Raw genomic sequence first — 21,467 nt, 5'->3', positions numbered from 1 at the left:
CGCCATATCGACACAGGGAGAACAGATCATGATCAAGCGCTGGTGGCGCAGGGAACCCGTACGTTGCTGGGTGATCAAGCAGATCGACGAGCAAGAAAACACGCTGCATCTCTGCGAGAGCGGTCAGCTGGACACGCGACTCTCGCACAGGGAGGCCGAGCGTCAGCTGGCCCAGGGGGAGTACCGCGGCGGCGTGCGCATCGGCGATACCGGCATCGTGCTCAACAGCGCGCTGTTCGCGGCCCTGGTGCCCTGGGAAGCGCTCAGCCTGGATGATCACTACCGCGCCGAGTGGCGGGGGCGCCGCTGGGTCGTCTCCCGCGTGCCCCAGCGCTGTTGGGCCTGGGAGGGCCGGCTGATCGCCGAGCCCAACGGGCCAGGCGCCCTGCCCGCCTGGCAGAGCAGCGAGGATACTGGACACCTGCGCGAGCGCGCCGACGATTCCCACTGGCTCGGCGGCCGCGCCAGCTTTCGCCCCGCCTGCGCCCTGGAAGATCCCGAGAAGGACATCCGAGACGCCATCGCGCGTAACCGCGCCCGGCAGGCGAAAGGCCAAGAGGTGTCCGATATCAAACGGGTAAAGCCAAAGGAAGAGTCGATCTTCTGACGGAAAACCAACAAGCGCTTGCGAGGCGAGCGAGAAGCACCTCGCGCTCCACAGCGGGTCGCCAAACGATGGGCAGGCACACCGTTCGCGGCACACCCGAGCGAAAGCCCAGGCCGCCAGCAGACGATAACGACTAGGGAGTGAAGTGAATAAAACGCCAGCGGCCGGCATCGCCGACGGCCGCTGGATGATTCAAGCTAGGTGGATAATGGGGGGCTGTCCCCGATTAGCCCTGGATTAGCCCCTTGAGAGGCAAGCCCGGAAGCAAGCCCAAGCCGCTTCCGGAAGATAACGAAGATAAAAATACATGGATCCAAACGCCAACGGCCGACATCGCTGCCGGCCGTTGGATAATTCAGGCTAGGTAGGGGATGGGGGTGTGTCCCCGATTAGTCGCCGGCAGCCGCAGCATTGCGGCATGCTTGGGGAACATACTGTGGATTATCAGCAACATCTGAAAAGGTGCACTGCCATGACAGTGAACCTGTATTATCAGTAGGTGTAAGGGTAATGGTTGAACCAGCTAGATTAGCATTTGCATTATTGCCATATGTGGCAGTGATAGCACCGTCAGCAACAGCAACACCTGTCACATACTCGCCGGTTACTGTACCTGAAGCAGGAATGCCATTTGATTCACTATCTGCATCAGTTAAATCACCCGTTTCAGCAAAGACCTCGGCAACTTGTGGTTTGAGGCCACTAGCGAGACTAAAACCCTCGGTTGCCTGCGCTCGAATTGTGTAATTCTGATACTGAGGAATCGCAATCGCTGCCAAAATCCCAACAATAGCCACCACGATCAGCAGCTCGATCAGCGTAAAGCCGCCCTGCGTCTTGTTCATCTGAGTCTTTCTCATCATCTCGTGCATCGCCCTGCCCCTTGCTCCGATCCGTCGTGGCGTCTCCGGCCTCAACCGTTGTCTCGCGCCCGTACGGGTTGCACAGTAGGTGGAACGGTTGAGACCTCTCGGCCCAGCCCGACCACCGGGTTCATCGAGCGGCACGCCGCCCGCTAAGCGTTACATTAATTTACGATTCACCACCCTGCAAGGAGTATTGCGGCCGGCAGCTACGGAATTAGACGCACCACAGGCAAATCCCTGAAACGGGTATGAGCGTCAAAGGTTGAAAGAGCATGACATGGCGCTGGGCGCAGGCCGACCCGAGGGGCTAGAATCAGCTCAGCTAACGTATTCCTGCCGGGCCTTGTCGCGACACCGAAAGACCCGCGTGACACAAGAGGCGCCATGAACGACTACCGCCCCCCGTCCCCCGAACGCCCCCCGAGCCCGCCGGACGCCGGCCCCTCGCCACTGCAGGGCGCCACCCGGCGCGGCGGGCTGCGGGGGCTGTCGCGGCGCCTGGTCGCCGACGGTCTGCTGGGCGAGGCGGCGGCCGCACACGCCGAGGGCGAGGCCCGCGAGGCGGAGCGTTCGCTGCTCGAGCACCTGATCGAGACGGGCATGCTGCCGGCACGCCAGGCCACGTTGACCGCCGCCTGGGAGTACGGCCTGCCGATCATCGATCTCGATGCCCTGCGCCTGCAGAGCCTGCCGCCGGCCCGGGACTATCCGGACAAGATCCTGCGTCGGCTCGGGGTGTTGCCGCTGGTGCGCCACGGCCATCGCCTCACCGTCGCGGTGCCCTACCCCTCCACGCTGGCGCTGCTCGACGAGCTGCAGTTCGCCACCGGCCTGACGCTCGAGGGCGTGCTCGCGCCGGTGGACCAGCTGCGCCCGGTGCTGGAGAGCTACCTCGCCAGCAGCGAGAAGAGCATGCTCGACGAGCTCGAAAGCGTCGACGACGCCGTGGGGGAGCTCGCCTATGACGAGGGGGTGGTCGACGCCTCCGACGAGCAGGCGGCGGTGGCCGCCGCCGGCGACGACGCCCCCATCGTCAAGTTCGTCAACAAGATCCTGCTCGATGCCATCCACCGCGGCGCCTCGGACATCCACTTCGAGCCCTACGAGACCAGCTACCGGGTGCGCTTTCGCATCGACGGCATCCTCCACGACGTGGCGCATCCGCCCTTCGCCATGCGCTCGCGCATCTCGGCGCGCCTCAAGGTGATGTCCCGGCTCGATATCTCGGAGCGGCGCCTGCCCCAGGACGGCGCCATCAAGCTCAAGCTCTCCGCCACGCGCTCCATCGACTTTCGCGTCAACTCCCTGCCCACGGTCTACGGCGAGAAGGTGGTACTGCGGATCCTCGACCCGAGCTCGGCGCAGCTCGGCATCGAGCAGCTGGGCTTCACCCCCGAACAGCGCGCCCTCTACGAGGGCGTGCTCGACGCGCCCCAGGGCATGATACTGGTCACCGGGCCCACCGGCAGCGGCAAGACGGTCTCGCTCTACACCGGCATCAACCTCCTCAACCGGGTGGAGCGCAACATCTGCACCGCCGAGGACCCGGTGGAGATCAAGGTGCCGGGGGTCAACCAGGTCAACGTGCTGCCCAAGGTGGGCCTGACCTTCGCCAGCGCCCTGCGCGCCTTCCTGCGCCAGGACCCGGACGTGGTGATGGTCGGCGAGATCCGCGACCTCGAGACCGCCGAGATCGCCGTCAAAGCCTCGCAGACCGGCCACCTGGTGCTCTCCACCGTGCACACCAACTCGGCGGCGGAGACGCTGACCCGCCTGGCCAACATGGGCGTGGCGCCCTTCAATATCGCCAGTTCCGTGAGCCTGATCATCGCCCAGCGCCTGGCGCGACGCCTCTGCCAGCGCTGCAAGCAGCCGGCGGAGATTCCCCGGGAGGCACTGCTCGCCCAGGGCTTCACCGAGGAGGAGGTGGCCAGCGCCACCATCTATGAACCGGTGGGCTGCCAGCACTGCACCCAGGGCTTCAAGGGCCGGGTGGGCATCTACGAGGTGGTGCCGATCAGTGATGCCATGAGCCAGCTGATCATGACCCAGGGCAACTCCCGGGACTTCGATGCCCAGGCCCGCCAGGAGGGCTACCCGGACCTGCGCCGCAGCGGGATCCTCAAGGTGATGCAGGGGCTGACCAGCCTGGCCGAGGTAAACCGGGTGACGAAAGACTGACATAACGATAACGCGACGCAGGGACGGACCACACGATGAACATGGCAACGCGACCCACGCGCAAGCACCAGAAGATCAAGCTCTATCGCTGGCGGTGGACGGGCAAGGGGCCCAACGGCCGCAAGGTCGCCGGCGAGATCATCGCGCCCAAGCGGGCCGAGGTAGAAAGCGTGCTCGCGGGTCAGCACATCATCGTCAAGCAGATCCGTCGCAAGAGCGGCTTCGGCGGCGGCATGGGCAAGATCAAGCCGCGCGACATCATGCTCTTCGCTCGCCAGATGGCCACCATGATCCGCGCCGGCGTGCCGGTGCTGCAGGCCTTCCAGGTGGTGGCGGAGAGCCTCAAGAAGCCGGCGATGAGCGCGATGGTGCAGGAGCTGATGAACGACGTGGCGGCCGGGGCGAGCTTCTCCGAGGCGCTCAAGCGCCACCCCGAGCACTTCGACCGGCTGTTCGCCAACCTGGTGGAAGCCGGCGAGCAGTCGGGCTCGCTGGATCACATGCTCGAGCGGGTAGCGACCTACAAGGAGAAGATCGAGTCGCTCAAGGGGCGTGTCAAGAAGGCCCTCTGGTACCCCGCGGCGGTGCTCGTGGTGGCCTTCGCGGTGACGGCCCTGCTGCTGATCAAGGTGGTGCCGCAGTTCGAGAGCCTGTTCAACGGCTTCGGCGCCGAACTGCCCGCCATGACGCGCATGACCATCGCCATGTCGGAGTTCGCCCAGCAGTACTGGTGGTGGGGCCTGCTTGGTATCGCCGCCTCCGTCTTTCTGCTGCGCGGCGCCATGCGGAAGTCCGAGGCCTTTCGCTATCGCATGCACCGGCTGTCGCTGCGCATCCCGGTGATCGGCGACATCCTCGACAAGTCCGCCGTGGCCCGCTACTCGCGGACGCTCGCCACCACCTTCGGCGCCGGCGTGCCGCTGGTCGAGGCCCTGGAGACCGCGGAGGGCGCGGCGGGCAATATGGTCTACGAGCGGGCCATCGCCCAGATCCGCGAGGACGTGGCCACCGGCCAGCAGCTGCACTTCGCCATGCGCATGACTGAGCAGTTCCCGGTGCTGGCGGTGCAGATGGTGGGCATCGGCGAGGAGGCCGGCTCGCTTGACGCCATGCTCAATCGCGTAGCGGACTACTACGAGGAGGAGGTCGACAACAAGGTCGACACCCTGACCTCGCTGCTCGAGCCCTTCATCATCGTGATCCTCGGCGTGCTGGTCGGCGGCCTGGTGATCTCGATGTACCTGCCGATCTTCGAACTGGGCAGCGTGATTTAAGCGCCGAGCGCCGAGCGCCGAGCGCCGAGCGCCGAGCGCCGAGCGCCGAGCGCCGAGCGCCGAGCAGGATGGTGTTCGCACACCACGACGGAAACAAAGAAAAACCTCCAGCAGGGTAGCCTGCTGGAGGTTTTTCTTGGCTGCTTGGCGCTTATTGCTCAGTCGTGCAGCCACACCGGCGTGCCCGGCACGGCAATCTCGAAGAGCGCCAGCAGGTCATCATCGCGCAGACGAATGCAGCCGTGGGAGCGGGCCACGCCCATCGGCTCGCTCGGCGGGGTCCCGTGCAGGTAGATGTAGCGCCGCTGGGAATCGACGTTTCCGCCGCGATTGCGGCCCGGCTCAAGCCCGCCGAGCCAGAGGATGCGGGTGAGGATCCAGTCGCGTCCAGGGTGCTCGGCGGCCAGCGCCTCGGTGTAGATCTCGCCGGTAGGACGACGCCCACGGTATACAGTGCCCAGCGGCTGGCCCGCCCCGATGGCCGCGCGGATGGTATGCCAGCCGAGCGGCGTCGCGCCGCTGCCCTGCTCTTCTCCGGTGCCGTTGGCCCCGGTGGAGACCTCGCACGTCCACTGCACCTCACGGCCTCGCCATACGACCAGGCGCTGGGCCGAGGTATCGATCTCCACCCAAAGGCCGTCTTCCGGCGGCAGCTCGGCGAGCACCGGCGTACGCATCAGCCGGCCTCCCGCTGAGTCGGGAAAGACTCGGGCAGCGGCGCGTTCATCGCCGCCACCACCACCGGACGCAGGCGACGCACCAGGTCGAGCACGCCGACGTGCTCGCCGAAGTCCTGCTCGGCGATGTCGCGCAGGGCGTCGAGCCCCGAGAGCGTGAAGATCACCGTGCCGAGCATGAAGTGCAGCCGCCAGAAGCGCTCGGCGTCGGGCAGCTCCGGCGTGGCCAGGCGCACCAGCTCGGTGAAGCGGGTAAAGGCGCTGCCGTACTCCTCCTGGATATAACGCCTCAAGTGCCCCTGGGCCTGGCTGTAGGCGAGCCCCAGCAGGCGCATGAACACCTTCAGGCTGTTGCGCTCCGCCGGCACCTCCAGCACGCAGCGCGCCATGGTCTCGAGAAGCTCCTCCAGCGGAATGACGCCGCCCGCATGGCGCGCCTCGAGCTCGTCGAGGGCGGTGTGGAAGCGTTCGGTGAAGGGGTCGAGATAGCGGGCGAACACCGCCTGGATCAGCGACTTCTTCGAGCCGAAGTGGTAGTTCACGGCGGCGAGATTGACCTTGGCCTTGCTGGTGATGTTGCGCAGTGAGGTCTCGGCGAAGCCACGCTCGGCGAACAGCACCTCGGCGGTGTCGAGGATGCGCGTGACGGTGTCGGGCTGTTGGGCCATGGGCGGCTCCACCTCATTGGAAACAATTGTTTGAATATAGCGCGAGTGTATGACAGCCAAGGGGATGGCTCAATGCCGCCAAGGTCGAGGCGTTTGAAACGCTAACGAGCGCCGAGCGCCGAGCGCCGAGCGCCGAGCGCCGAGCGCCGAGCGCCGAGCGCCGAGTATCAGGGTGGTGCCGACTGTTAGACGTCAATGGCTTTTTGGCCGCTTGGCTGCTTGATCACTTTTACTGGATGGAAAGACATGCTGTATACTTGACCAGACGCGTGACGATGGCATCGTCCCCCACGGTTACAGATCCCGGAGGCCTCATGAGCCGCTCCCTTACCGCTCGGCAACAGAACGTGCTCGATTTCATCGTCAAGACCATGAACGAGCTGGGTTACCCGCCGACCCGCGCGGAGATCTCCCGGGCGCTCGGCTTCAAGTCGGCCAACGCCGCCGAGGAGCATCTGCGCGCCCTGGAGCGCAAGGGGGCGATCCGCGTGATCCGCGGCACGTCACGCGGCATCCGCCTGCCGGCCCAGGAGCCCGAGGCACTCGGCGAGCAGCCCCCGGAAGAGCCCGCACAGGGCCTGCCGATCATCGGTGAGGTCGCCGCCGGTAGCCCGATACTGGCCGCCGAGCACATCGATCGCTACTGCCCGCTGCCGCCGGAATACTTCACCCCCCGCGCCGACTACTTGCTGCGGGTGCGCGGCCTCTCCATGAAGGACGTCGGCATCCTCGAGGGCGACCTGCTGGCCGTGCACCGCACCGAGCGCATCCGCGACGGCCAGATCGTGGTGGCGCGCCTCGAGGACGAGGTCACCGTCAAGCGCTTCCATCGCCAGGGGCACGTGGTCACCCTGGAGGCCGAGAACCCCGACTTCGCCCCCATCGAGGTGGACCTGCGCCACGACCCGCTCGAGATCGAAGGCGTCGGGGTGGGCGTGATTCGCGGCGGCAACGGCCAGGCACTGGGCTAACCCCAGGTGTGAGGCGGCGCGAGTCCGGCCCGCGCCCTGTCGAGGCCATGAGCGAGCTGCGCAAGATCCTCCACGTCGATTGCGACTGCTTCTTCGCGGCGGTGGAGATGCGCGACGACCCGAGCCTGCGCGACATCCCGCTGGCCATCGGCGGCTCTCGGGAGCGCCGCGGGGTGATCGCCACCTGCAACTACCCCGCCCGGGAATACGGCATCCACTCGGCGATGCCCACCGCCCGGGCGCTACGTCTCTGCCCCCACCTCACCCTGCTCTCCGGCCACTTCGAGAAGTATCGCGAGGTCTCGGCGCAGATCCAGGCGGTCTTCCGCGAGCTCACCCCGCTGGTCGAGCCGCTGTCGCTGGACGAGGCCTTCCTCGACGTCACCGGAGTCGAGGGCTTTCGCGGCAGCGCCACCTGGATGGCCCGCTGGATCAAGGCGGAGTGCTACCGACGCACCGGCATCACCGTCTCGGTCGGCGCCGCCTCCTCCAAGTTCCTGGCCAAGATCGCCAGCGACTGGGAGAAGCCCGACGGGCTGACGGTGATTCCGCCGGAGCGGGTCGACGCCTTCGTGCGCGAGCTGCCGGTCAAGAAGCTCCACGGTGTGGGCCCGGCCACCGGGGCCAAGCTCGACGCCATGGGCATCACCACCTGTGCGCACCTGCGCGAGCTGCCCATCGAGCGGCTGATCGAGGAGTTCGGCAAGTTCGGCCGCCGGCTCTTCGAACTCGCCCGGGGCATCGACGAGCGCCCGGTGCGCGTCGAGCGCGAACGCAAGTCGGTGAGCGTGGAGACCACCTTCGATCGCGACCTGCCCGACCTGGCCAGCGCCCGCGCCGCCCTGGCGCCGCTTTGCGAAAAACTCAAGGGTCGCCTCGAGCGCCACGGCAATCCTCCCCTGGCCGGGCTCTTCGTCAAGGTACGCTTCAACGACTTCAGCCTGACCACCCTGGAGAGCCGCGGGCTATCACCAGCGCCGGAGAGCTACACCCGGCTGCTGGAGCAGGCCTGGGCCCGCGCCAGCCGCCCGGTGCGCCTGCTCGGCGTCGGCGTGCGCCTGCTGCCGGAAGATGCGCGTCAGCAGCTCTCGCTACCGCTGTAGGCGCCAGACTGGAACTGCAACCGGGGGGAATACCCGCCCGCCTACTTCGTATCGATATAGCGATGGTCGTTGAAGGTGGCGACCCAGCCCGGGTGGTAGACCAGCAGGATGCTCATCAGCATGCCGGTGATGAAGGCCTCGGAGGGCATCAGCAGCGGCAAAAAGCGCGCGTACTCCAGCGCCTGGCGCAGTGCCTCGGCATCTGAGGCCCCCACGGCCATCAGACCCACGGCAGTGAGACCGGCGGCCAGGGTGGCGAGCGCAGAGCCGAAGAAGGCGCAGACGAACAGGAAGACCATCAGGTTATCGGGCAGGCGACGGTCGACCAGCCGCCAGACGATACCCATTACCAGCGCCGGCACCACCCCGGTGATCAGCACGTTGACGCCGAGCAGCGGCCACTCGATGCGCCCGAGCAGCACCATGGCGACGTTGATGGCGGTGATCGACAGAAGCGCCAGCGGCGCCTTGAAGATCAGGGTCAGCAGCGCGGTGAACATCAGGTGCAGGGTCAGCCAGTCCACGGCCTGGGCGCGCAGCTGCCAGAGCAGCATCACCATCACGGTCGCGGCCAGCCAGCGGTGCTGCAGGGCGCTATCTTCGATCAGCGCCGCCCAGGGCCGCCGGCCGAGCGCCAGGCTGACGACGGCCAGGGCAATGGCCCCACATAACCACAATAGCCAGGGGGCGAGCACCGGTTCGGCAATCGTCATCTCGACTCCCATTTATCCGCGCCATTCACCACGCGCTTTACCTTCTGCTTCACTTCGCGATCGTCGGCCCGGCCGTCACGCGAAGACCACGGTCTTGTTGCCGTGGATGAGCACGCGATCCTCCAGGTGCCAGCGCAGGCCCCGGGCCAGCACCGCCTTCTCCACGTCGCGGCCGAAGCGCACCAGGTCGGTGGGCGTATGACAGTGGCTGACCCGATGAATGTCCTGCTCGATGATCGGACCGGCATCGAGCTCCTCGGTGACGTAGTGACAGGTGGCGCCGATCAGCTTCACGCCGCGCTGATGCGCCTGGTGGTAGGGCCGGGCGCCGGCGAACGAGGGCAGAAAGCTGTGATGGATGTTGATCATGCGGCCCTGGAAGCGCTCGCAGAGCGCCGGCGGCATGATCTGCATGTAGCGGGCCAGCACCACGCAGTCGGCGCGCGCCTCGTCGACCAGCCGCTGCACCTCGTCGAAGGCGGCCTGCTTGTCGTCGGCCTTGACCGGCACGTGGTGATAGGGAATGCCGTGCCACTCGACCAGGCCACGCATGTCCTCGTGGTTGGAGATCACGCCGGCGATGTCGCAGTCGAGTTCGCCCGCCGTCCAGCGGTAGAGCAGGTCCACCAGGCAGTGGGTCTCCCGCGACACCATCAGCACCACCCGCCGACGCTGGCGGGTGTCGGTGAGCGCCCAGGTCATGTCGAACTCCTCGGCGATCGGCGAGAACGCCTCGCGCAGCGCCTCCGGCGGCATGCCCACCGAGTCGGCCAGGATCTCGTAGCGCATGAAGAAGCGCCCGCCCTCCAGGTCGGAGTGCTGGCTGGCCTCGGTGATCGAGCCACCGTGCCCGGCGATGAAGTTGGAGACCCTGGCGACGATGCCCAGACGGTCCGGACAGGAGACCACCAGGCGGTAATAGTGTGACATCGAATGATCCCGCGTTGCGGCTGTGGCTGGGAGCAACAGTGTAGCCAAAACAGGGGCTTCGGGCACGCCCGGGCTGTCGATGAGCCGACCATGGCGGTAAGGTAAGAGCGGTCGAGTCGGAAGGCTCCCATGAATCAGTCGAGGCACCGCCAGCGATGCTCAATACGCGCGCCCTATCCTACCTGAGCGAGGTGATTCGTCGCGGCTCGCTGCGCAAGGCCGCCACCCATCTCCATGTCGATGTCTCGGCCATCAGCCGTCAGATACGCCACCTCGAGGAGCACCTCGACACCCGGCTGCTGGAACGCCACGCCGGCGGCATCAAGGTCACCGAGGCGGGCCGTCTGCTCGTGGATCACCACCACAGCCAGCAAGCAGCGGAGGACGCCGTGATCTCGCGCCTGTCGGCCCTGCAGGGGCTGGTCAGCGGTCAGGTGCGTATCGCGGTGGGCGAAGGCTTCATCGCCGATCTGATCTCGGCGCCCCTGCAGTCGTTCATGAACGCCTACCCAGGGATAGAGCTCGAGGTGGTGATGGCCGGGGTCAACGAGGCCATGGCGCTGGTCAAGGGCCGCGAGGTGGAGCTGGCGCTGCTCTATGCGCCTCCGGTCGACCCGCAGCTGACCTGCCACGTCGAGACACGCCAGCCGCTGGACCTGATCGTGCCTGCCGATCATGAGCTCGCCCGCTGCCCCCATCCGATGCGCCTGCAGGATCTGGTCAGGTGGCCGATCGGCCTGATGGACAACCCCTTCGGCATGCGCCAGATGGTCAACGCCGTGGCCCACCGGGAACGCGTCTTCCTTCACGCCCGCCTGCACACCAACTCAGTGGCCGTGCTCAAGAATTTCGTGCGCTGGGGCACCGGGATCACCTTCATGCCCGAGCTGACCGTGGCCGAGGAGATTCGCCAGGGTGACATCACGGTGCTCCCCATGGCCTACAGCGTGCTCAGCGATGCCCGCGCGCAGATCGTGAGCCTCACGGGGCGCGAACTCACCGTAGCCGCCAACGCCTGCCTGGATCACCTCTGCCGGGGGATGCGTTTCTTCAACGCCGACGCCCCTCGCCTGCTGGACGCCAGGTGTTGATGTAAAAACAACACTCACCGGTTTGATTAGTCAACACATCAACGCCTAACCTGCCAGGAGGTCGGCCGCCGGGCCGGTATATCCCCAACAACAACCTCGGAGTCCGAGCATGAAGCACACTCGATCGCTAGCCCTCTCTGCCCTGACCGCTGCCGTGCTGGCCGCCGGCACCCTGGCCGGCCAGGCCCAGGCCGCCACGACCGTCAACCTGAGCTACAACGGCGCTCCCGACGCCGACAAGAACGCCGTTCACGTCTTCGCCACCCACCTCAAGGAGCTGGTCGAGGAGAAGACCGACGGCGAGCTCGAGCTCAAGCTCTACCCCAACAGCATGCTGGGCGAGGAGCAGGAGCGCATGGAGCAGACGATGAACAGCCCCAGCCTGAACATCGCCTCCTTCGCCGGCATGTCGCCGCTGGTCCCGGAAATCTTCGTCAGCGCCATCCCGTTCCTCTTCGAGGACTTCGAGTCGGCACGCACCTTCTTCGACGAGGGCGACTACTGGCAGGCCGTCGAGGGCGACCTGCGTGAGCGCGCCGGCGTCGAGCTGCTGGCCGTGGTCGAGGAAGGCGGGTTCCTGGCCTTCACCAATGACGAAAAACCCATCTCCTCGCCCGACGACTTCGAGGGGCTGCGCTTTCGCGCCATGGACCCGAGCCAGGTCGCGCTCTACGAGGCCTTCGGTGCCTCCGGCACGCCGATCCCCTGGACCGAGGTCTACATGGCGCTCAAGACCGGCGTCGCCGACGGCCAGATGAACCCGCCGATGTACATCATCCTCGGCAGCCTCTACGAGGTGCAGGACTACCTGACCCTGGCCAACATCCAGTACTCGGACCAGTTCCTGGTCGGCAACGGCGCCATGATCGACGGCTGGGATGAATCGATGCGCGAGGCCTTCCTGGAAGCGGTCGACGAGGCCAACCAGATGGCACGCGAGCGCAACGCCAGCCGCGTCGACGAGCGCATCGCCTTCCTCGAAGAAGAAGGCATGGAAGTGATCCGTCCCTCCGAGCAGGAGCTGGCGGCCTTCCGCGAGCAGGGGCAGCCCGCCTACCTGGAATGGCTCGGCGAGCAGGGCATCGATCGCGCCTATATCGACATGGCGCTCGACGACGCCGGCATGACTCACCTGGCCGAGTAAGCGACACCGACCTCGCGACTTTCCGCCGTTCGGGCAGGGGCCACCCCCTGCCCCATGACAGCTTTCGGAACCTCTCCCCTATGGCGTTCATCAATCCTCGCGTGCCGGCCACCACCCGGTCCGTGTCGCTGACGATGGCCAGCAGCCTGCTGCTGCTCGACCTGGCGGTCATCCTCTTCGGCGTCTTCATGCGCTATCTGGCCGGCGGCGCCCCGATCTGGACGGACGAACTGGCCCGCTTCCTGATCATCGGCAGCGTGCTGCTCGCCGCCGGGGCGGTGTGGGTAGAGGGCGGCCACATGCGTGTCGCCCTGATCGAGAGCCTGCTGCCGCCCCGGCTGTGTCGGCTCCTCAATCTCTACCAGTGGCTCCTGACGCTGTGCCTGACCGTCGCCGCCGCCATCGTCAGCTACCGCTACGCCCAGTCGGTCTCGATGTTCACCAGTCAGGGGCTGGGCATCAGCCGGACCTGGCCCATGCTCTCCCTGCCGATCGGCTTCGCCCTGCTGGCCTGGCAGGCCCTGTGCCATGGCCCGGCGCCTCTGAAAACGCTCACGGAAGAACCGACATGACCCTGACCATGCTGGCGGTGTTTCTCGCCCATGTCCTGCTGGGATTCCCGCTCTTCATCTCCCTGCTCGTCACGGCGGTGGTGGGCTTCCTGTTCGTCGATCCCGCCATGATCGCGCGCATGATGCCCCAGCAGTTCTTCGGCGGCATCAACGCCTTCTCGCTGATGGCCATCCCGCTGTTCATCCTGGCCGGCAACCTGATGAACGTGACGCGACTCACGGACCGGCTCATGGCCTTCGCCAAGCTTCTGGTCGGCCACCTGCGCGGCGGCATGGGCCACGTCAATGTGGTCTCCAGCGTCTTCTTCGCCGGCGTGAACGGCTCGGCGGTCGCCGATACCTCGGCCCTGGGCTCGCTGCTGGTGCCGCCGATGCGCAAGGAGGGCTACTCCACCGCCTTCGCCGCCGGGCTGACGGCCGGCAGCTCGCTGATCGGGCCGATCATCCCGCCGAGCATCTTCATGATCCTCTACGCCTCGCTGACCAACACCTCGGTCGGCGACCTGTTCCTCGCGGGCGTGATTCCCGGGCTGCTGTTGGGCGTCGCCTTCATGGCCATGAACGCTTGGTACGCCTGGCACAAGGGGCTCGAGAAACGGGGCGGACTGCCCACGCGACGCGAGCTGGCCGTCACGGCCCTGGGCGCGCTGCCCGCCCTGGTGGCGCCGTTCATCATCGTCTCGGGGATCGTCATGGGCTTCGTGACGCCCACGGAGTCCGGCGCCCTGACGGCCCTCTATGTCGCGCTGTGCGGCCTGGCCCAGGGCAACCTGCGGCTCCCCGAGTTCTGGAAGGCCATCGTCGACACCACCCGGCTGACCTCGGCCATCTTCCTGATCATGGCCGCCTCGGCCACCATTAGCTGGCTGCTCTCCTATGCCCAGGTGCCCAACGAGTTCGTGGCCCTGCTGGCCCCCTATATCGAGCAGCCGGTAGTGATCCTGCTGCTGCTGAGCCTGATCACCTTCGTCACCGGGATGTTCATGGAGGAGGTCTCGGCCCTGATGCTGCTGACGCCGATCTTCTCGCCGGTAGCGATCATGGCGGGCATCGACCCGGTGCATCTCGGCATCATCATCACCCTGAACATCACCATCGCGCTGATCACCCCGCCCATGGGCGCCTGCGTCTTCGTCGCCGCCGCGGTGAGCCGCCTGGAGATCGTGTCGCTGTTTCGCACCATCTGGCCGTTCGTGGTGACAGCGATCCTGGTGCTGCTGCTGCTGATCCTGTTCCCCTCTTTGACCCTCTGGCTCCCCACCCAACTGGGTTGAGCCCATGGAGACCGCCTTGAACCGCTCGCTCTCTTCTCCCATCACCGCTCAGGCCGAGCCCGACTGGGCCGTGGTCAGTCGGATTCCCATCACGGGAAGCGACGAGCCGCTGGTGCCCCTGAGCCTGGCGCCCTCGCGCATCAAGACATTCCCGATCTACGCCAAGCAGGACGTGCCCGGCGCGATCAACGAATGCTACGTCCGCGAGGGGGTCTACCGCCGACTGCTCGCCGTGGCCCGTTCGCTGCCCGCGGGACTCGGGCTGGTAGTGCTCGACGGCTGGCGCCCCTGGCGGGTGCAGCAGTACCTGTTCGACACCCTGCAGGAGGCGATCCGCTCCCATCATCCCAGCCTCGACGACGAGGCCCTGCTGGCGCGCACCCGGGAGTTCGTCTCCGTGCCCAGTCGCGAGAGCAGCGCACCGAGCCCGCACCTCACCGGCGGCGCCGTGGACGTGACGCTGTGCGATGCCGACGGCCTGGCGCTCGACATGGGGACGCTGTTCGACGAGGCCGTGCCGGCCTCGCACACCGTCGCGCTGGAGGAACTCGATCGACCCGATGCCCGCCAGCGCCAGGCGCGGGACAACCGCCGCCGCCTGGTGGGCGCCATGCTCGAGCAGGGCTTCACCAACCTGCCGAGCGAGTGGTGGCACTTCGATGCCGGCGACCAGCTGTGGGCCCACTACAGCGGCCAGCCGCAGGCGCTCTACGGGCCCACGGAGCTCGAGACCATCGAGAGTCGCTGGCAGCGCCAGTGGTAAGCCGCGTTGAGTATTCATAACCACAGGCTATTGGAAAAACGCTTTCTTATTCTTTAGTGTGAGCGCCCATCCACGTCACACTCCCGTGACGGACCCTCTCATCAAGCGAATTGTCCAGGAGCCCTCACATGCTCAAGCGCGTTTCCCGCCCTACCCTGGCGATCCTCACCGCCGGCCTGATCGGCACCGCCGGCCTGGCCCAGGCCGACGAGCACACCATCAAGGTCGGCATGTCCGGCGGCTACTTCCCGTTCACCTTCGTCGAGCAGGACAAGCTTCAGGGCTTCGAAGTGGACGTGCTCACGGCCGTGGCCGAGGAGATGGGCGTGGAGGTCGAGTTCGTCACGGCGAACTTCTCGGGGCTGTTCGGCATGCTCGAGTCGGGTCGCATCGACACCATCGCCAACCAGATCACCATCACCGAGGAGCGGCAGGCCAAGTACGCCTTCACCGAGCCCTACGTCTACGATGGCGCTCAGGTGGTGGTGAAGGCCGGCAACGAGACGATCGAAGGCGTCGAGGACCTGAAGGGCAAGACGGTCGCCGTCAACCTGGGCTCCAACTATGAGCAGCTGCTGAACGAGCTGCCCTACGCCGACGAGATCGAGATCCGCACCTACGAGAGCAACATCGAGCAGGACACCGCCCTGGGTCGAGTCGATGCCTTCGTCATGGATCGCGTCAGCGCCAGCCAGGTCATCAAGGAGAAGCCGCTGCCCCTGGCACTCGCCGGCCAGCCCTTCTCCGAGATTCGCAACGCCCTGCCGTTCCGCGACACCGAGACGGATCGCGAACTGCGCGACCGGGTCGATGCCGCGCTCGCCACCCTGCGCGAGTCCGGCGAGCTGCGCGCGATCTCGGAGCAGTGGTTCGGCACCGACATCACCACCCCGTGAGGGGCTGAGCCGCCGCCATGTCCGTGCTCGATCTCGACTACATGCTGGGGCTGGTGCCCGTCCTGCTGCGCTACCTGCCGCTGACGCTGCAGATGGCCGCCGTGGGCATGGCACTGGCCCTGATCCTGGCCTGCGGCCTGGCGGTGATTCGCGTGCTGCGCATCCCGGGCCTCAACGCCGCCACCCTGCTGTTCATCTCCTTCTTCCGCGGCACGCCGCTGCTGGTGCAGCTGTTCCTGTTCTACTACGGCCTGCCCCAGCTGCTGGCGTTCCTGACCCAGATCAACGGCGTGACCGCGACCATCATGGGCCTGACCCTGCACTTCTCGGCCTACATGGCGGAGTCCATCCGCGCCGCCATCGTCGGGGTCGATCGCAGCCAGACCGAGGCGGCGCTCTCCATCGGCATGACCAACGGCCAGCTGATGCGCCGCATCGTGCTGCCCCAGGCCACCCGGGTCGCGGTACCCACGCTGATGAACTACTTCATCGACATGATCAAGGCGACCTCGCTGGCCTTCACCCTCGGGGTCACCGAGCTGATGGGCGCGACCCAGAAGGAGGCCGCCGGCAGCTTCCTCTACTTCGAGGCCTTCATCACCGTGGCGATCTTCTACTGGGTGATCGTCGAGCTGCTGGCCTGGGTCCAGCGGCGCCTGGAAACCCGGCTGAACGAGGCATATCGCCGATGATCAAGGTAGAGGGACTCATCAAGCGTTTCGGCGGCCAGGCGGTGCTCGACGGCATCGATCTGGCCATCGAACAGGGCGAGATCGTCGTCATCATCGGCCCCTCGGGGACCGGCAAGTCGACGCTGCTGCGCTGCCTGAACTTCCTCGAGCGCCCGGATGCCGGCCGGCTGACCATCGGCGACCTGGAGATAGATGTCACGCGGGCGACCCGCGCCGACATCCTGACGGCGAGGCGGCGCACCGCCTTCGTCTTCCAGAACTATGCGCTGTTCGCCAACAAGACGGCGCTTGAGAACATCGCCGAGGGGCTGATCGTCGTCAACCGCTGGCCCAAGGAGCGCGCCCATGCGCGGGCCCGGGAGATCCTCGAGCGCATCGGCCTGGCCGACAAGGCCGACGCCTACCCCGCCTCGCTCTCCGGCGGCCAGCAGCAACGCGTCGGCATCGGCCGCGCCATGGCGGCCCAGGCCGAGGTGATCCTCTTCGACGAGCCGACCTCCTCGCTCGACCCGGAGTGGGTCGAGGAGGTGCTGGGCCTGATGAAGCAACTCGCCGCCGAGCGCCAGACCATGCTGGTGGTGACCCACGAGATGAGCTTCGCCCGGGATGTGGCGGATCGGGTGATCTTCATGGAGGGCGGGCGCATCGTCGAGCAGGGGCCGCCCGATCAGCTCTTCCACGCGCCGAAGGACCCCCGCACGCGGGACTTCCTGCGCCAGGTACTGGCCACCCAGGTCGCCCTGGACGTCCCCGAGTAGGCGTTGTCCGGAACCTGACGGCCCTTGTCGGACAGGGCTGTCGCAGTTACTGAATCAAGGGCGCTGGGGACAAGCCGAAGAGGAGGTCCTACGCCAGGGGTGAGGAGGATTCCTCCGAACGGGCTGGCCATGGATGGCCGGCACCGGTCCTGCAAGCGGAGCAGGATGCGAGAGCGACGCAGGGCGTCGGTAGCGCCCAGGGAGGGGTTCACAGCGCCTCCGGAAGGCCGGCCCCGCTCGCAGGCTTATTACCAGGTCAGCCTCGAGCTACCGAGCAGTCAAACTATCTGCGATAGCCCTGCCACTCCGGATGGTCGCGTTGTGAGGCGCGGCGGCCATCCCGTATAGTGTTCGTACATGTTTTCAGGCCCACGCTTCCTCGATGCCACAGCCCCGCGTCCAGATCCGCCCTCGCCGCCGCCCGCCGCTGCATTTCCTGCCACTGGGGGGCTGTGGTGAGATCGGCATGAACCTCAGCCTCTATGGCTTCGGCGAGCGGAAAAACGGCGACAGTGGCGGTGAGGACGACTGGATCGCCGTGGATTGCGGCATGATGATCCGCCAGGACCTGCCGGACAATCCGCTCCAGGTCCCCGACCTCTCCACCCTCGAGCGGCTGTCGATCCGCCCCCGGGCGCTGATCATCACCCACGGTCACGAGGATCATATCGGCGCCGCCGCCTGGCTCTGGCCCAGGTGGGGCTGCCCGATCCACGCCACGCCGCTGGCGGCGGGCCTGCTGCGCGCCAAGTTCGTCGAGCGCGGGCTCGCCACCGACGCCATCCGGGTGATAGAGCCCGGCGAGGCGCTGGAGACCGGCCCCTTCACCCTGCGCTTCCTGCCGCTGACCCACTCGATTCCCGAGAGCTGCGCGCTGCTGATCGCCGCGGGCGAGCATCGGGTGCTGCATACCGGCGACTGGAAGCTGGATCCCGAGCCGCTGATCGGCCCGCCGATCTCGGCCGCCACCTTCCGCGCCATCGCCCCGGTGGACCTGGTGGTGGGCGACTCCACCAACGCCCCGCTGCCGGGCCATTCGCGCAGCGAGGGCGAGGTCGCCGAGGCCCTGACCCGCACCATCGCCCAGTGCGAGGGCCGCGTGGTGGTCAGCTGCTTCGCCAGCAACCTGGCCCGGGTGCTGGCCATCGGCCGCGCCGCGCGGCGCTGCGGACGCCGGGTCAGCCTGATGGGGCGCTCCATGGAGCGCATGGTCGGCGTGGCCCGCCAGCTGGGCTACATGGACGACCTGCCGCCCCTGGTCCCGGTCGCCGATCTCGGCTACCTGCCGCCCGAAGAGGTACTGGTGATCGCCACCGGGAGCCAGGGCGAGCCCCGGGCGGCGCTGTCACGCCTCTCCCAGGGTCGCCACTCCCACTTCGAGCTGATGAGCGGTGACACGGTGATCTTCTCGGCCAAGGCGATTCCCGGCAACGAGCGGCTGATCCAGCGCCTCAAGGCCGGGCTACGGCACTTCGGCGTGAGCCTCTTCGACGAGGACAATCATCCCGAACTGCACGCCTCGGGTCACCCGGCCGAGGAGGAGCTGCGCACCTTCTACGGCTGGGTGAAGCCGCGCCACCTGCTGCCGGTTCACGGCGAGGCCCGTCACCAGCAGGCCCACCAGTCGCTGGCGACGTCGCTGGGCATCCAGGCCCCGGTGATCCCGACCAATGGTGACCTGATTCGCCTGGATGCCAACGGCCTCTCCCTCACGGCGCGCCACCCCCAGCAGCCGCACATCGTCAGCCAGGATGCGGTCGCCGCCCTGCCGGGCCTCGGCGGCGGCGATGGCGGGCAGCGCGCGCGCCACGGCAGCCTCTATCTCGCCCTCTCGGTGGCCGCCACCGACACCGGCTGGACGCGGATCGGCCGACTGATGCTCGATGCCAGCCAGGCGAGCCCCATGGACGAGACCGATTTCGCCGACTGGCTGGATGACTGCCTCGACGAGATCGAAGTGGATTCCCTGGCGGAATTGCGCCTGGCGCTGCAGCCCAGGATGCTCGGCTGGCTGGCCGATCACCTGCACCGGGTTCCCGAGGTGCACCTGCAGATCCTCGCCGTGGAAGCGGAGTTGCCGAGAGGGTAAGACCGGCGGCTTGTGGTGGGCAGAAGAGGCTGGCAACGCGAATAAAGCGGAGGCAGTGCATCGCCTGGCATGTCGAAGCGTCGAACCGACGCTGTCGACATGAGCACGGGAAACGGTTGGCGACGAAGTGAGGAGCGGCCGGTGAGTGGCGCTCGAAAAATCCTCACCGCGCCTCGAGAAAGAGGCGCGGCAGAAAGCGGTTCATGACTTGTTGGCGTTCTTCGGCGGACGACCGCGCTTGCGCGTGGGCTGTTCGGTCACCAGATCATCCAGGGAAAGGCCGGCTTCGTTGATCTGCTCGCGGATCTCGGCGAGCTTCCTGGCCTTCTCGGCTTCCTCTTCCTGGCGCTGAATTTCCTCGTCCTTCTTCTGCTCGATGACCTCACCGATGACCTCGGCCAGCTTGTGCAGCTGCTCCATGCTGAGCTGGCGTGCCGCGGCACGAGCCACGTTCTTGTTGCGGGCGATGCGCTCCAGGGTTTCGCTGGACATTGGCGGTCTCCATGCCGAATGTTGGAATGTCGCAAAGGAATGTAACACGTCAAAAGTATATGCACTGATGCCACATTGGCAAGAAGCATGGCGCAAAAATCGAGGCGCTGAGGGAGCAAAAAGATCACCGATACGCCACGGCAAACGAGCGGGATACGTGACGCGGTGCGGCGATTAGCGGGACGAAAACAGAGCGGGCGACACCGAGGTGTCGCCCGAAAAAGCCCTGCCGGCATCGCCTGATTTTACTGAACGGCGGATCAGCCCCCGGTCATGTTCATGAAGCGCACCACCTGGACATCGCCATCGGTGGTGAAGTGATGACGCTCCGGCTTCAGCGGCATGGCGCGCACGATGGCCGACTTCACGGCCTCGATATCCCCGGGATGACGACGCAGGACGGCACGCAGGTCCACGGAGTGCTCGTTGCCGAGGCACAGCAGCAGGCGCCCCTCCACGGTGACACGCACCCGGTTGCAGGTGTCGCAGAAGTTGTGGCTGTGGGGCGAGATGAAGCCGACGCGCGAGTCGCTATCGGGCATCTTGAAGTAGCGCGACGGCCCGGGGGTCGACTCGGTAGTGGGAATCAGCTCATGGCGCGTCTGGATAAGCGCCTGCACCTCGTCGCTCGAGCAGAAGGTTTCGGCCCGGGAGTGGTCGGAGACATCGCCCAGCGGCATCTCCTCGATGAAGCTGATGTCGAGTCCCTCGGCGCGAGCGAAGTCGACCAGATCGATCACCTCGTCGTCGTTGCGTCCCTTGAGGATCACCGCGTTGAGCTTGATGCGCTCGAAGCCGGCCTCGCGGGCGGCCCGAATGCCCGCGATGACCTTGTTCAGGTCGCCGGTTCGGGTCAGGCGACGAAAGCGCTCGGGGTCGAGGGAATCGAGGCTGATATTGAGCCGCTTGAGCCCCCCGTCGCGCAGGCGGCCGGCAAACTTCGGCAGGCTCGCGCCATTAGTCGTCATGGCGAAATCCTTGAGACCGGGCAGTGCGCCGATATCGTCGACCAGGCGATCGATGTCGCGACGCACCAGGGGCTCTCCCCCGGTCAGGCGGATCTTCTCCACGCCCATTTCGGTGAAGGCGCGCGCCACCGTCGCCAGCTCCTCGAGGGTCAGCACCTGGGCCCGCGGAAGAAAGGTCATCTCCTCGCTCATGCAGTAGACGCAGCGAAAGTCACAGCGATCGGTGACCGAGATGCGCACGTAGCTCACCCGCCTGCCGAAATCGTCGATCAGCTCATCGGTCATGAAGAACACTCCCAGCGACGGGCGTCATGATGATCGCCGTCGCGTTCCGACACCCAATAGTCCCCGCTGGCCGTGTGCTCCTTCTTCCAGAAGGGAGCGCGGGTCTTGAGATAGTCCATGATGAAGTCGCAGGCCTCGAAGGCGGCTCGTCGATGGGCACTGGCGACCACTACCAACACGATAGGGTCCGCGGGGGCCAGGCGTCCAATCCGATGAATCACGCTCACCCCTTGAAGCGGCCAGCGACCCTCGGCTTCCTGCACGATCTCCTCGAGGGCGGCCTCGGTCATCCCCGGATAGTGCTCCAGGGTCAACGCCTGCACCTCGGGGCGCTCGTTGAAGTCGCGCACCAGCCCCGTGAAGCTCACCACCGCCCCGACATCGCTGCGACCGTCGAGGATCGCGCGCTGCTCGGCGCCGACGTCGAAGGTCTCTCGCTGCACGCGTATCATC

The 21,467-nt window shown here is 66.5% G+C and carries 22 protein-coding genes; 14 read left to right on the top strand and 8 right to left on the bottom strand.

Translation table 11 applies throughout. The annotated features are described in order from the left end of the window. The first annotated feature begins 28 nt into the window (after positions 1-28). A complete protein-coding gene (locus ACGTNG_RS06235) occupies positions 29-607 on the top strand; it encodes a hypothetical protein (protein ID WP_394576133.1) in 579 nt (192 codons plus the stop codon). Between the two features lie 389 nt (positions 608-996). On the opposite strand, the gene ACGTNG_RS06230 is transcribed toward ACGTNG_RS06235, so the two are convergent. Further along, the gene (locus tag ACGTNG_RS06230) at positions 997-1,452 is read right to left on the bottom strand and encodes a pilin (protein ID WP_394576132.1); all 456 of its coding nucleotides are present in this window, start codon (positions 1,450-1,452) and stop codon (positions 997-999) included. A 405-nt stretch (positions 1,453-1,857) separates the two neighbouring features. On the opposite strand from ACGTNG_RS06230, the gene pilB reads away from it, so the two are divergent. Beyond that, positions 1,858-3,654 (top strand): type IV-A pilus assembly ATPase PilB, encoded by a 1,797-nt coding sequence (gene pilB / locus ACGTNG_RS06225; RefSeq protein ID WP_394576131.1) that lies wholly within the window; start codon positions 1,858-1,860, stop codon positions 3,652-3,654. 41 nt (positions 3,655-3,695) lie between these two features. After that, a complete protein-coding gene (locus ACGTNG_RS06220; RefSeq protein ID WP_394576130.1) occupies positions 3,696-4,928 on the top strand; it encodes a type II secretion system F family protein in 1,233 nt (410 codons plus the stop codon). A gap of 158 nt (positions 4,929-5,086) precedes the next feature. Here ACGTNG_RS06220 and ACGTNG_RS06215 read toward each other — a convergent pair whose 3' ends face one another. Beyond that, on the bottom strand, positions 5,087-5,605 hold the full coding sequence (locus tag ACGTNG_RS06215) for a L,D-transpeptidase family protein (protein ID WP_394576129.1): 519 nt from the start codon (positions 5,603-5,605) through the stop codon (positions 5,087-5,089). Further along, the gene (locus ACGTNG_RS06210) at positions 5,605-6,273 is read right to left on the bottom strand and encodes a TetR/AcrR family transcriptional regulator (RefSeq protein WP_394576128.1); all 669 of its coding nucleotides are present in this window, start codon (positions 6,271-6,273) and stop codon (positions 5,605-5,607) included. The genes ACGTNG_RS06215 and ACGTNG_RS06210 overlap by 1 nt, the downstream gene beginning before the upstream one ends. 314 nt (positions 6,274-6,587) lie before the next feature. Here ACGTNG_RS06210 and lexA point away from each other — a divergent pair, with 314 nt between their 5' ends. Both lexA and dinB read left to right on the top strand, forming a co-directional pair. Beyond that, positions 6,588-7,244, top strand: a complete 657-nt coding sequence (gene lexA, locus ACGTNG_RS06205) for a transcriptional repressor LexA (protein WP_394576127.1) — start codon at positions 6,588-6,590, stop codon at positions 7,242-7,244. 56 nt (positions 7,245-7,300) lie between these two features. Continuing rightward, on the top strand, positions 7,301-8,347 hold the full coding sequence (gene dinB / locus ACGTNG_RS06200) for a DNA polymerase IV (protein WP_394576183.1): 1,047 nt from the start codon (positions 7,301-7,303) through the stop codon (positions 8,345-8,347). Between the two features lie 41 nt (positions 8,348-8,388). Here the strand turns inward: dinB and ACGTNG_RS06195 are convergent, their stop codons facing one another. Then, positions 8,389-9,060, bottom strand: a complete 672-nt coding sequence (locus ACGTNG_RS06195; RefSeq protein ID WP_394576126.1) for an energy-coupling factor ABC transporter permease — start codon at positions 9,058-9,060, stop codon at positions 8,389-8,391. 75 nt (positions 9,061-9,135) lie between these two features. Continuing rightward, positions 9,136-9,990: a formyltetrahydrofolate deformylase gene (purU, locus tag ACGTNG_RS06190; RefSeq protein WP_394576125.1), complete on the bottom strand. Its 855-nt coding sequence runs from the start codon at positions 9,988-9,990 to the stop codon at positions 9,136-9,138. Between the two features lie 155 nt (positions 9,991-10,145). On the opposite strand from purU, the gene ACGTNG_RS06185 reads away from it, so the two are divergent. From ACGTNG_RS06185 to ACGTNG_RS06145, 9 genes are all read left to right on the top strand, one after another. Then, positions 10,146-11,081: a LysR family transcriptional regulator gene (locus ACGTNG_RS06185; RefSeq protein WP_394576124.1), complete on the top strand. Its 936-nt coding sequence runs from the start codon at positions 10,146-10,148 to the stop codon at positions 11,079-11,081. A gap of 109 nt (positions 11,082-11,190) precedes the next feature. Next, positions 11,191-12,225: a TRAP transporter substrate-binding protein gene (locus ACGTNG_RS06180; protein ID WP_394576123.1), complete on the top strand. Its 1,035-nt coding sequence runs from the start codon at positions 11,191-11,193 to the stop codon at positions 12,223-12,225. 80 nt (positions 12,226-12,305) lie between these two features. Beyond that, positions 12,306-12,797: a TRAP transporter small permease gene (locus tag ACGTNG_RS06175; protein WP_394576122.1), complete on the top strand. Its 492-nt coding sequence runs from the start codon at positions 12,306-12,308 to the stop codon at positions 12,795-12,797. Then, a complete protein-coding gene (locus ACGTNG_RS06170) occupies positions 12,794-14,071 on the top strand; it encodes a TRAP transporter large permease (protein ID WP_394576121.1) in 1,278 nt (425 codons plus the stop codon). Before ACGTNG_RS06175 ends, ACGTNG_RS06170 begins: the two co-directional genes overlap by 4 nt. Before the next feature lie 4 nt (positions 14,072-14,075). Then, entirely contained in the window at positions 14,076-14,834 is a 759-nt protein-coding gene (locus ACGTNG_RS06165) for a M15 family metallopeptidase (protein WP_394576120.1), read from the top strand. A gap of 128 nt (positions 14,835-14,962) precedes the next feature. Beyond that, complete coding sequence (locus tag ACGTNG_RS06160) at positions 14,963-15,730, top strand: amino acid ABC transporter substrate-binding protein (protein WP_394576119.1); 768 nt, start codon at positions 14,963-14,965, stop codon at positions 15,728-15,730. 17 nt (positions 15,731-15,747) lie between these two features. Then, the gene (locus ACGTNG_RS06155; RefSeq protein WP_349757823.1) at positions 15,748-16,422 is read left to right on the top strand and encodes an amino acid ABC transporter permease; all 675 of its coding nucleotides are present in this window, start codon (positions 15,748-15,750) and stop codon (positions 16,420-16,422) included. Beyond that, a complete protein-coding gene (locus ACGTNG_RS06150) occupies positions 16,419-17,180 on the top strand; it encodes an amino acid ABC transporter ATP-binding protein (RefSeq protein WP_394576118.1) in 762 nt (253 codons plus the stop codon). Before ACGTNG_RS06155 ends, ACGTNG_RS06150 begins: the two co-directional genes overlap by 4 nt. Positions 17,181-17,646: 466 nt before the next feature. Then, positions 17,647-19,269 carry a ribonuclease J gene (locus ACGTNG_RS06145; protein WP_394576182.1) on the top strand — a complete coding sequence of 541 codons (1,623 nt, stop codon included), beginning with the start codon at positions 17,647-17,649 and terminating at the stop codon, positions 19,267-19,269. Between the two features lie 201 nt (positions 19,270-19,470). On the opposite strand, the gene ACGTNG_RS06140 is transcribed toward ACGTNG_RS06145, so the two are convergent. From ACGTNG_RS06140 to moaE, 3 genes are all read right to left on the bottom strand, one after another. Continuing rightward, on the bottom strand, positions 19,471-19,761 hold the full coding sequence (locus ACGTNG_RS06140) for an H-NS family histone-like protein (protein WP_394576117.1): 291 nt from the start codon (positions 19,759-19,761) through the stop codon (positions 19,471-19,473). A 260-nt stretch (positions 19,762-20,021) separates the two neighbouring features. After that, the gene (gene moaA / locus ACGTNG_RS06135; protein WP_394576116.1) at positions 20,022-21,014 is read right to left on the bottom strand and encodes a GTP 3',8-cyclase MoaA; all 993 of its coding nucleotides are present in this window, start codon (positions 21,012-21,014) and stop codon (positions 20,022-20,024) included. Further along, positions 21,011-21,466, bottom strand: a complete 456-nt coding sequence (gene moaE, locus ACGTNG_RS06130) for a molybdopterin synthase catalytic subunit MoaE (protein WP_394576115.1) — start codon at positions 21,464-21,466, stop codon at positions 21,011-21,013. Before moaE ends, moaA begins: the two co-directional genes overlap by 4 nt. Position 21,467 lies beyond the last annotated feature (1 nt).

It is taken from the genome of Halomonas sp. B23F22_3 (assembly GCF_043496965.1).
In the GTDB taxonomy this organism is placed as follows: Bacteria; Pseudomonadota; Gammaproteobacteria; order Pseudomonadales; family Halomonadaceae; genus Halomonas.
The sequence above is the reverse complement of the archived record's forward strand: the minus strand, read 5'-3'. Positions and strand labels throughout refer to the sequence as shown.

What these genes read in the sequence shown, in the direction of transcription:
- ACGTNG_RS06175 (WP_394576122.1), top strand. Translation starts at nt 12,306, where the DNA reads ATGGCGTTCATCAATCCTCGCGTGCCGGCCACCACCCGGTCCGTGTCG.
- ACGTNG_RS06215 (WP_394576129.1), bottom strand. Translation starts at nt 5,605, where the DNA reads ATGCGTACGCCGGTGCTCGCCGAGCTGCCGCCGGAAGACGGCCTTTGG.
- ACGTNG_RS06220 (WP_394576130.1), top strand. Translation starts at nt 3,696, where the DNA reads ATGGCAACGCGACCCACGCGCAAGCACCAGAAGATCAAGCTCTATCGC.
- ACGTNG_RS06160 (WP_394576119.1), top strand. Translation starts at nt 14,963, where the DNA reads ATGCTCAAGCGCGTTTCCCGCCCTACCCTGGCGATCCTCACCGCCGGC.
- moaE (WP_394576115.1), bottom strand. Translation starts at nt 21,466, where the DNA reads ATGATACGCGTGCAGCGAGAGACCTTCGACGTCGGCGCCGAGCAGCGC.
- ACGTNG_RS06185 (WP_394576124.1), top strand. Translation starts at nt 10,146, where the DNA reads ATGCTCAATACGCGCGCCCTATCCTACCTGAGCGAGGTGATTCGTCGC.
- ACGTNG_RS06195 (WP_394576126.1), bottom strand. Translation starts at nt 9,060, where the DNA reads ATGACGATTGCCGAACCGGTGCTCGCCCCCTGGCTATTGTGGTTATGT.
- moaA (WP_394576116.1), bottom strand. Translation starts at nt 21,014, where the DNA reads ATGACCGATGAGCTGATCGACGATTTCGGCAGGCGGGTGAGCTACGTG.
- ACGTNG_RS06140 (WP_394576117.1), bottom strand. Translation starts at nt 19,761, where the DNA reads ATGTCCAGCGAAACCCTGGAGCGCATCGCCCGCAACAAGAACGTGGCT.
- ACGTNG_RS06210 (WP_394576128.1), bottom strand. Translation starts at nt 6,273, where the DNA reads ATGGCCCAACAGCCCGACACCGTCACGCGCATCCTCGACACCGCCGAG.
- ACGTNG_RS06145 (WP_394576182.1), top strand. Translation starts at nt 17,647, where the DNA reads ATGAACCTCAGCCTCTATGGCTTCGGCGAGCGGAAAAACGGCGACAGT.
- purU (WP_394576125.1), bottom strand. Translation starts at nt 9,990, where the DNA reads ATGTCACACTATTACCGCCTGGTGGTCTCCTGTCCGGACCGTCTGGGC.
- ACGTNG_RS06150 (WP_394576118.1), top strand. Translation starts at nt 16,419, where the DNA reads ATGATCAAGGTAGAGGGACTCATCAAGCGTTTCGGCGGCCAGGCGGTG.
- ACGTNG_RS06170 (WP_394576121.1), top strand. Translation starts at nt 12,794, where the DNA reads ATGACCCTGACCATGCTGGCGGTGTTTCTCGCCCATGTCCTGCTGGGA.
- ACGTNG_RS06235 (WP_394576133.1), top strand. Translation starts at nt 29, where the DNA reads ATGATCAAGCGCTGGTGGCGCAGGGAACCCGTACGTTGCTGGGTGATC.
- ACGTNG_RS06180 (WP_394576123.1), top strand. Translation starts at nt 11,191, where the DNA reads ATGAAGCACACTCGATCGCTAGCCCTCTCTGCCCTGACCGCTGCCGTG.
- lexA (WP_394576127.1), top strand. Translation starts at nt 6,588, where the DNA reads ATGAGCCGCTCCCTTACCGCTCGGCAACAGAACGTGCTCGATTTCATC.
- ACGTNG_RS06155 (WP_349757823.1), top strand. Translation starts at nt 15,748, where the DNA reads ATGTCCGTGCTCGATCTCGACTACATGCTGGGGCTGGTGCCCGTCCTG.
- ACGTNG_RS06230 (WP_394576132.1), bottom strand. Translation starts at nt 1,452, where the DNA reads ATGAACAAGACGCAGGGCGGCTTTACGCTGATCGAGCTGCTGATCGTG.
- pilB (WP_394576131.1), top strand. Translation starts at nt 1,858, where the DNA reads ATGAACGACTACCGCCCCCCGTCCCCCGAACGCCCCCCGAGCCCGCCG.
- ACGTNG_RS06165 (WP_394576120.1), top strand. Translation starts at nt 14,076, where the DNA reads ATGGAGACCGCCTTGAACCGCTCGCTCTCTTCTCCCATCACCGCTCAG.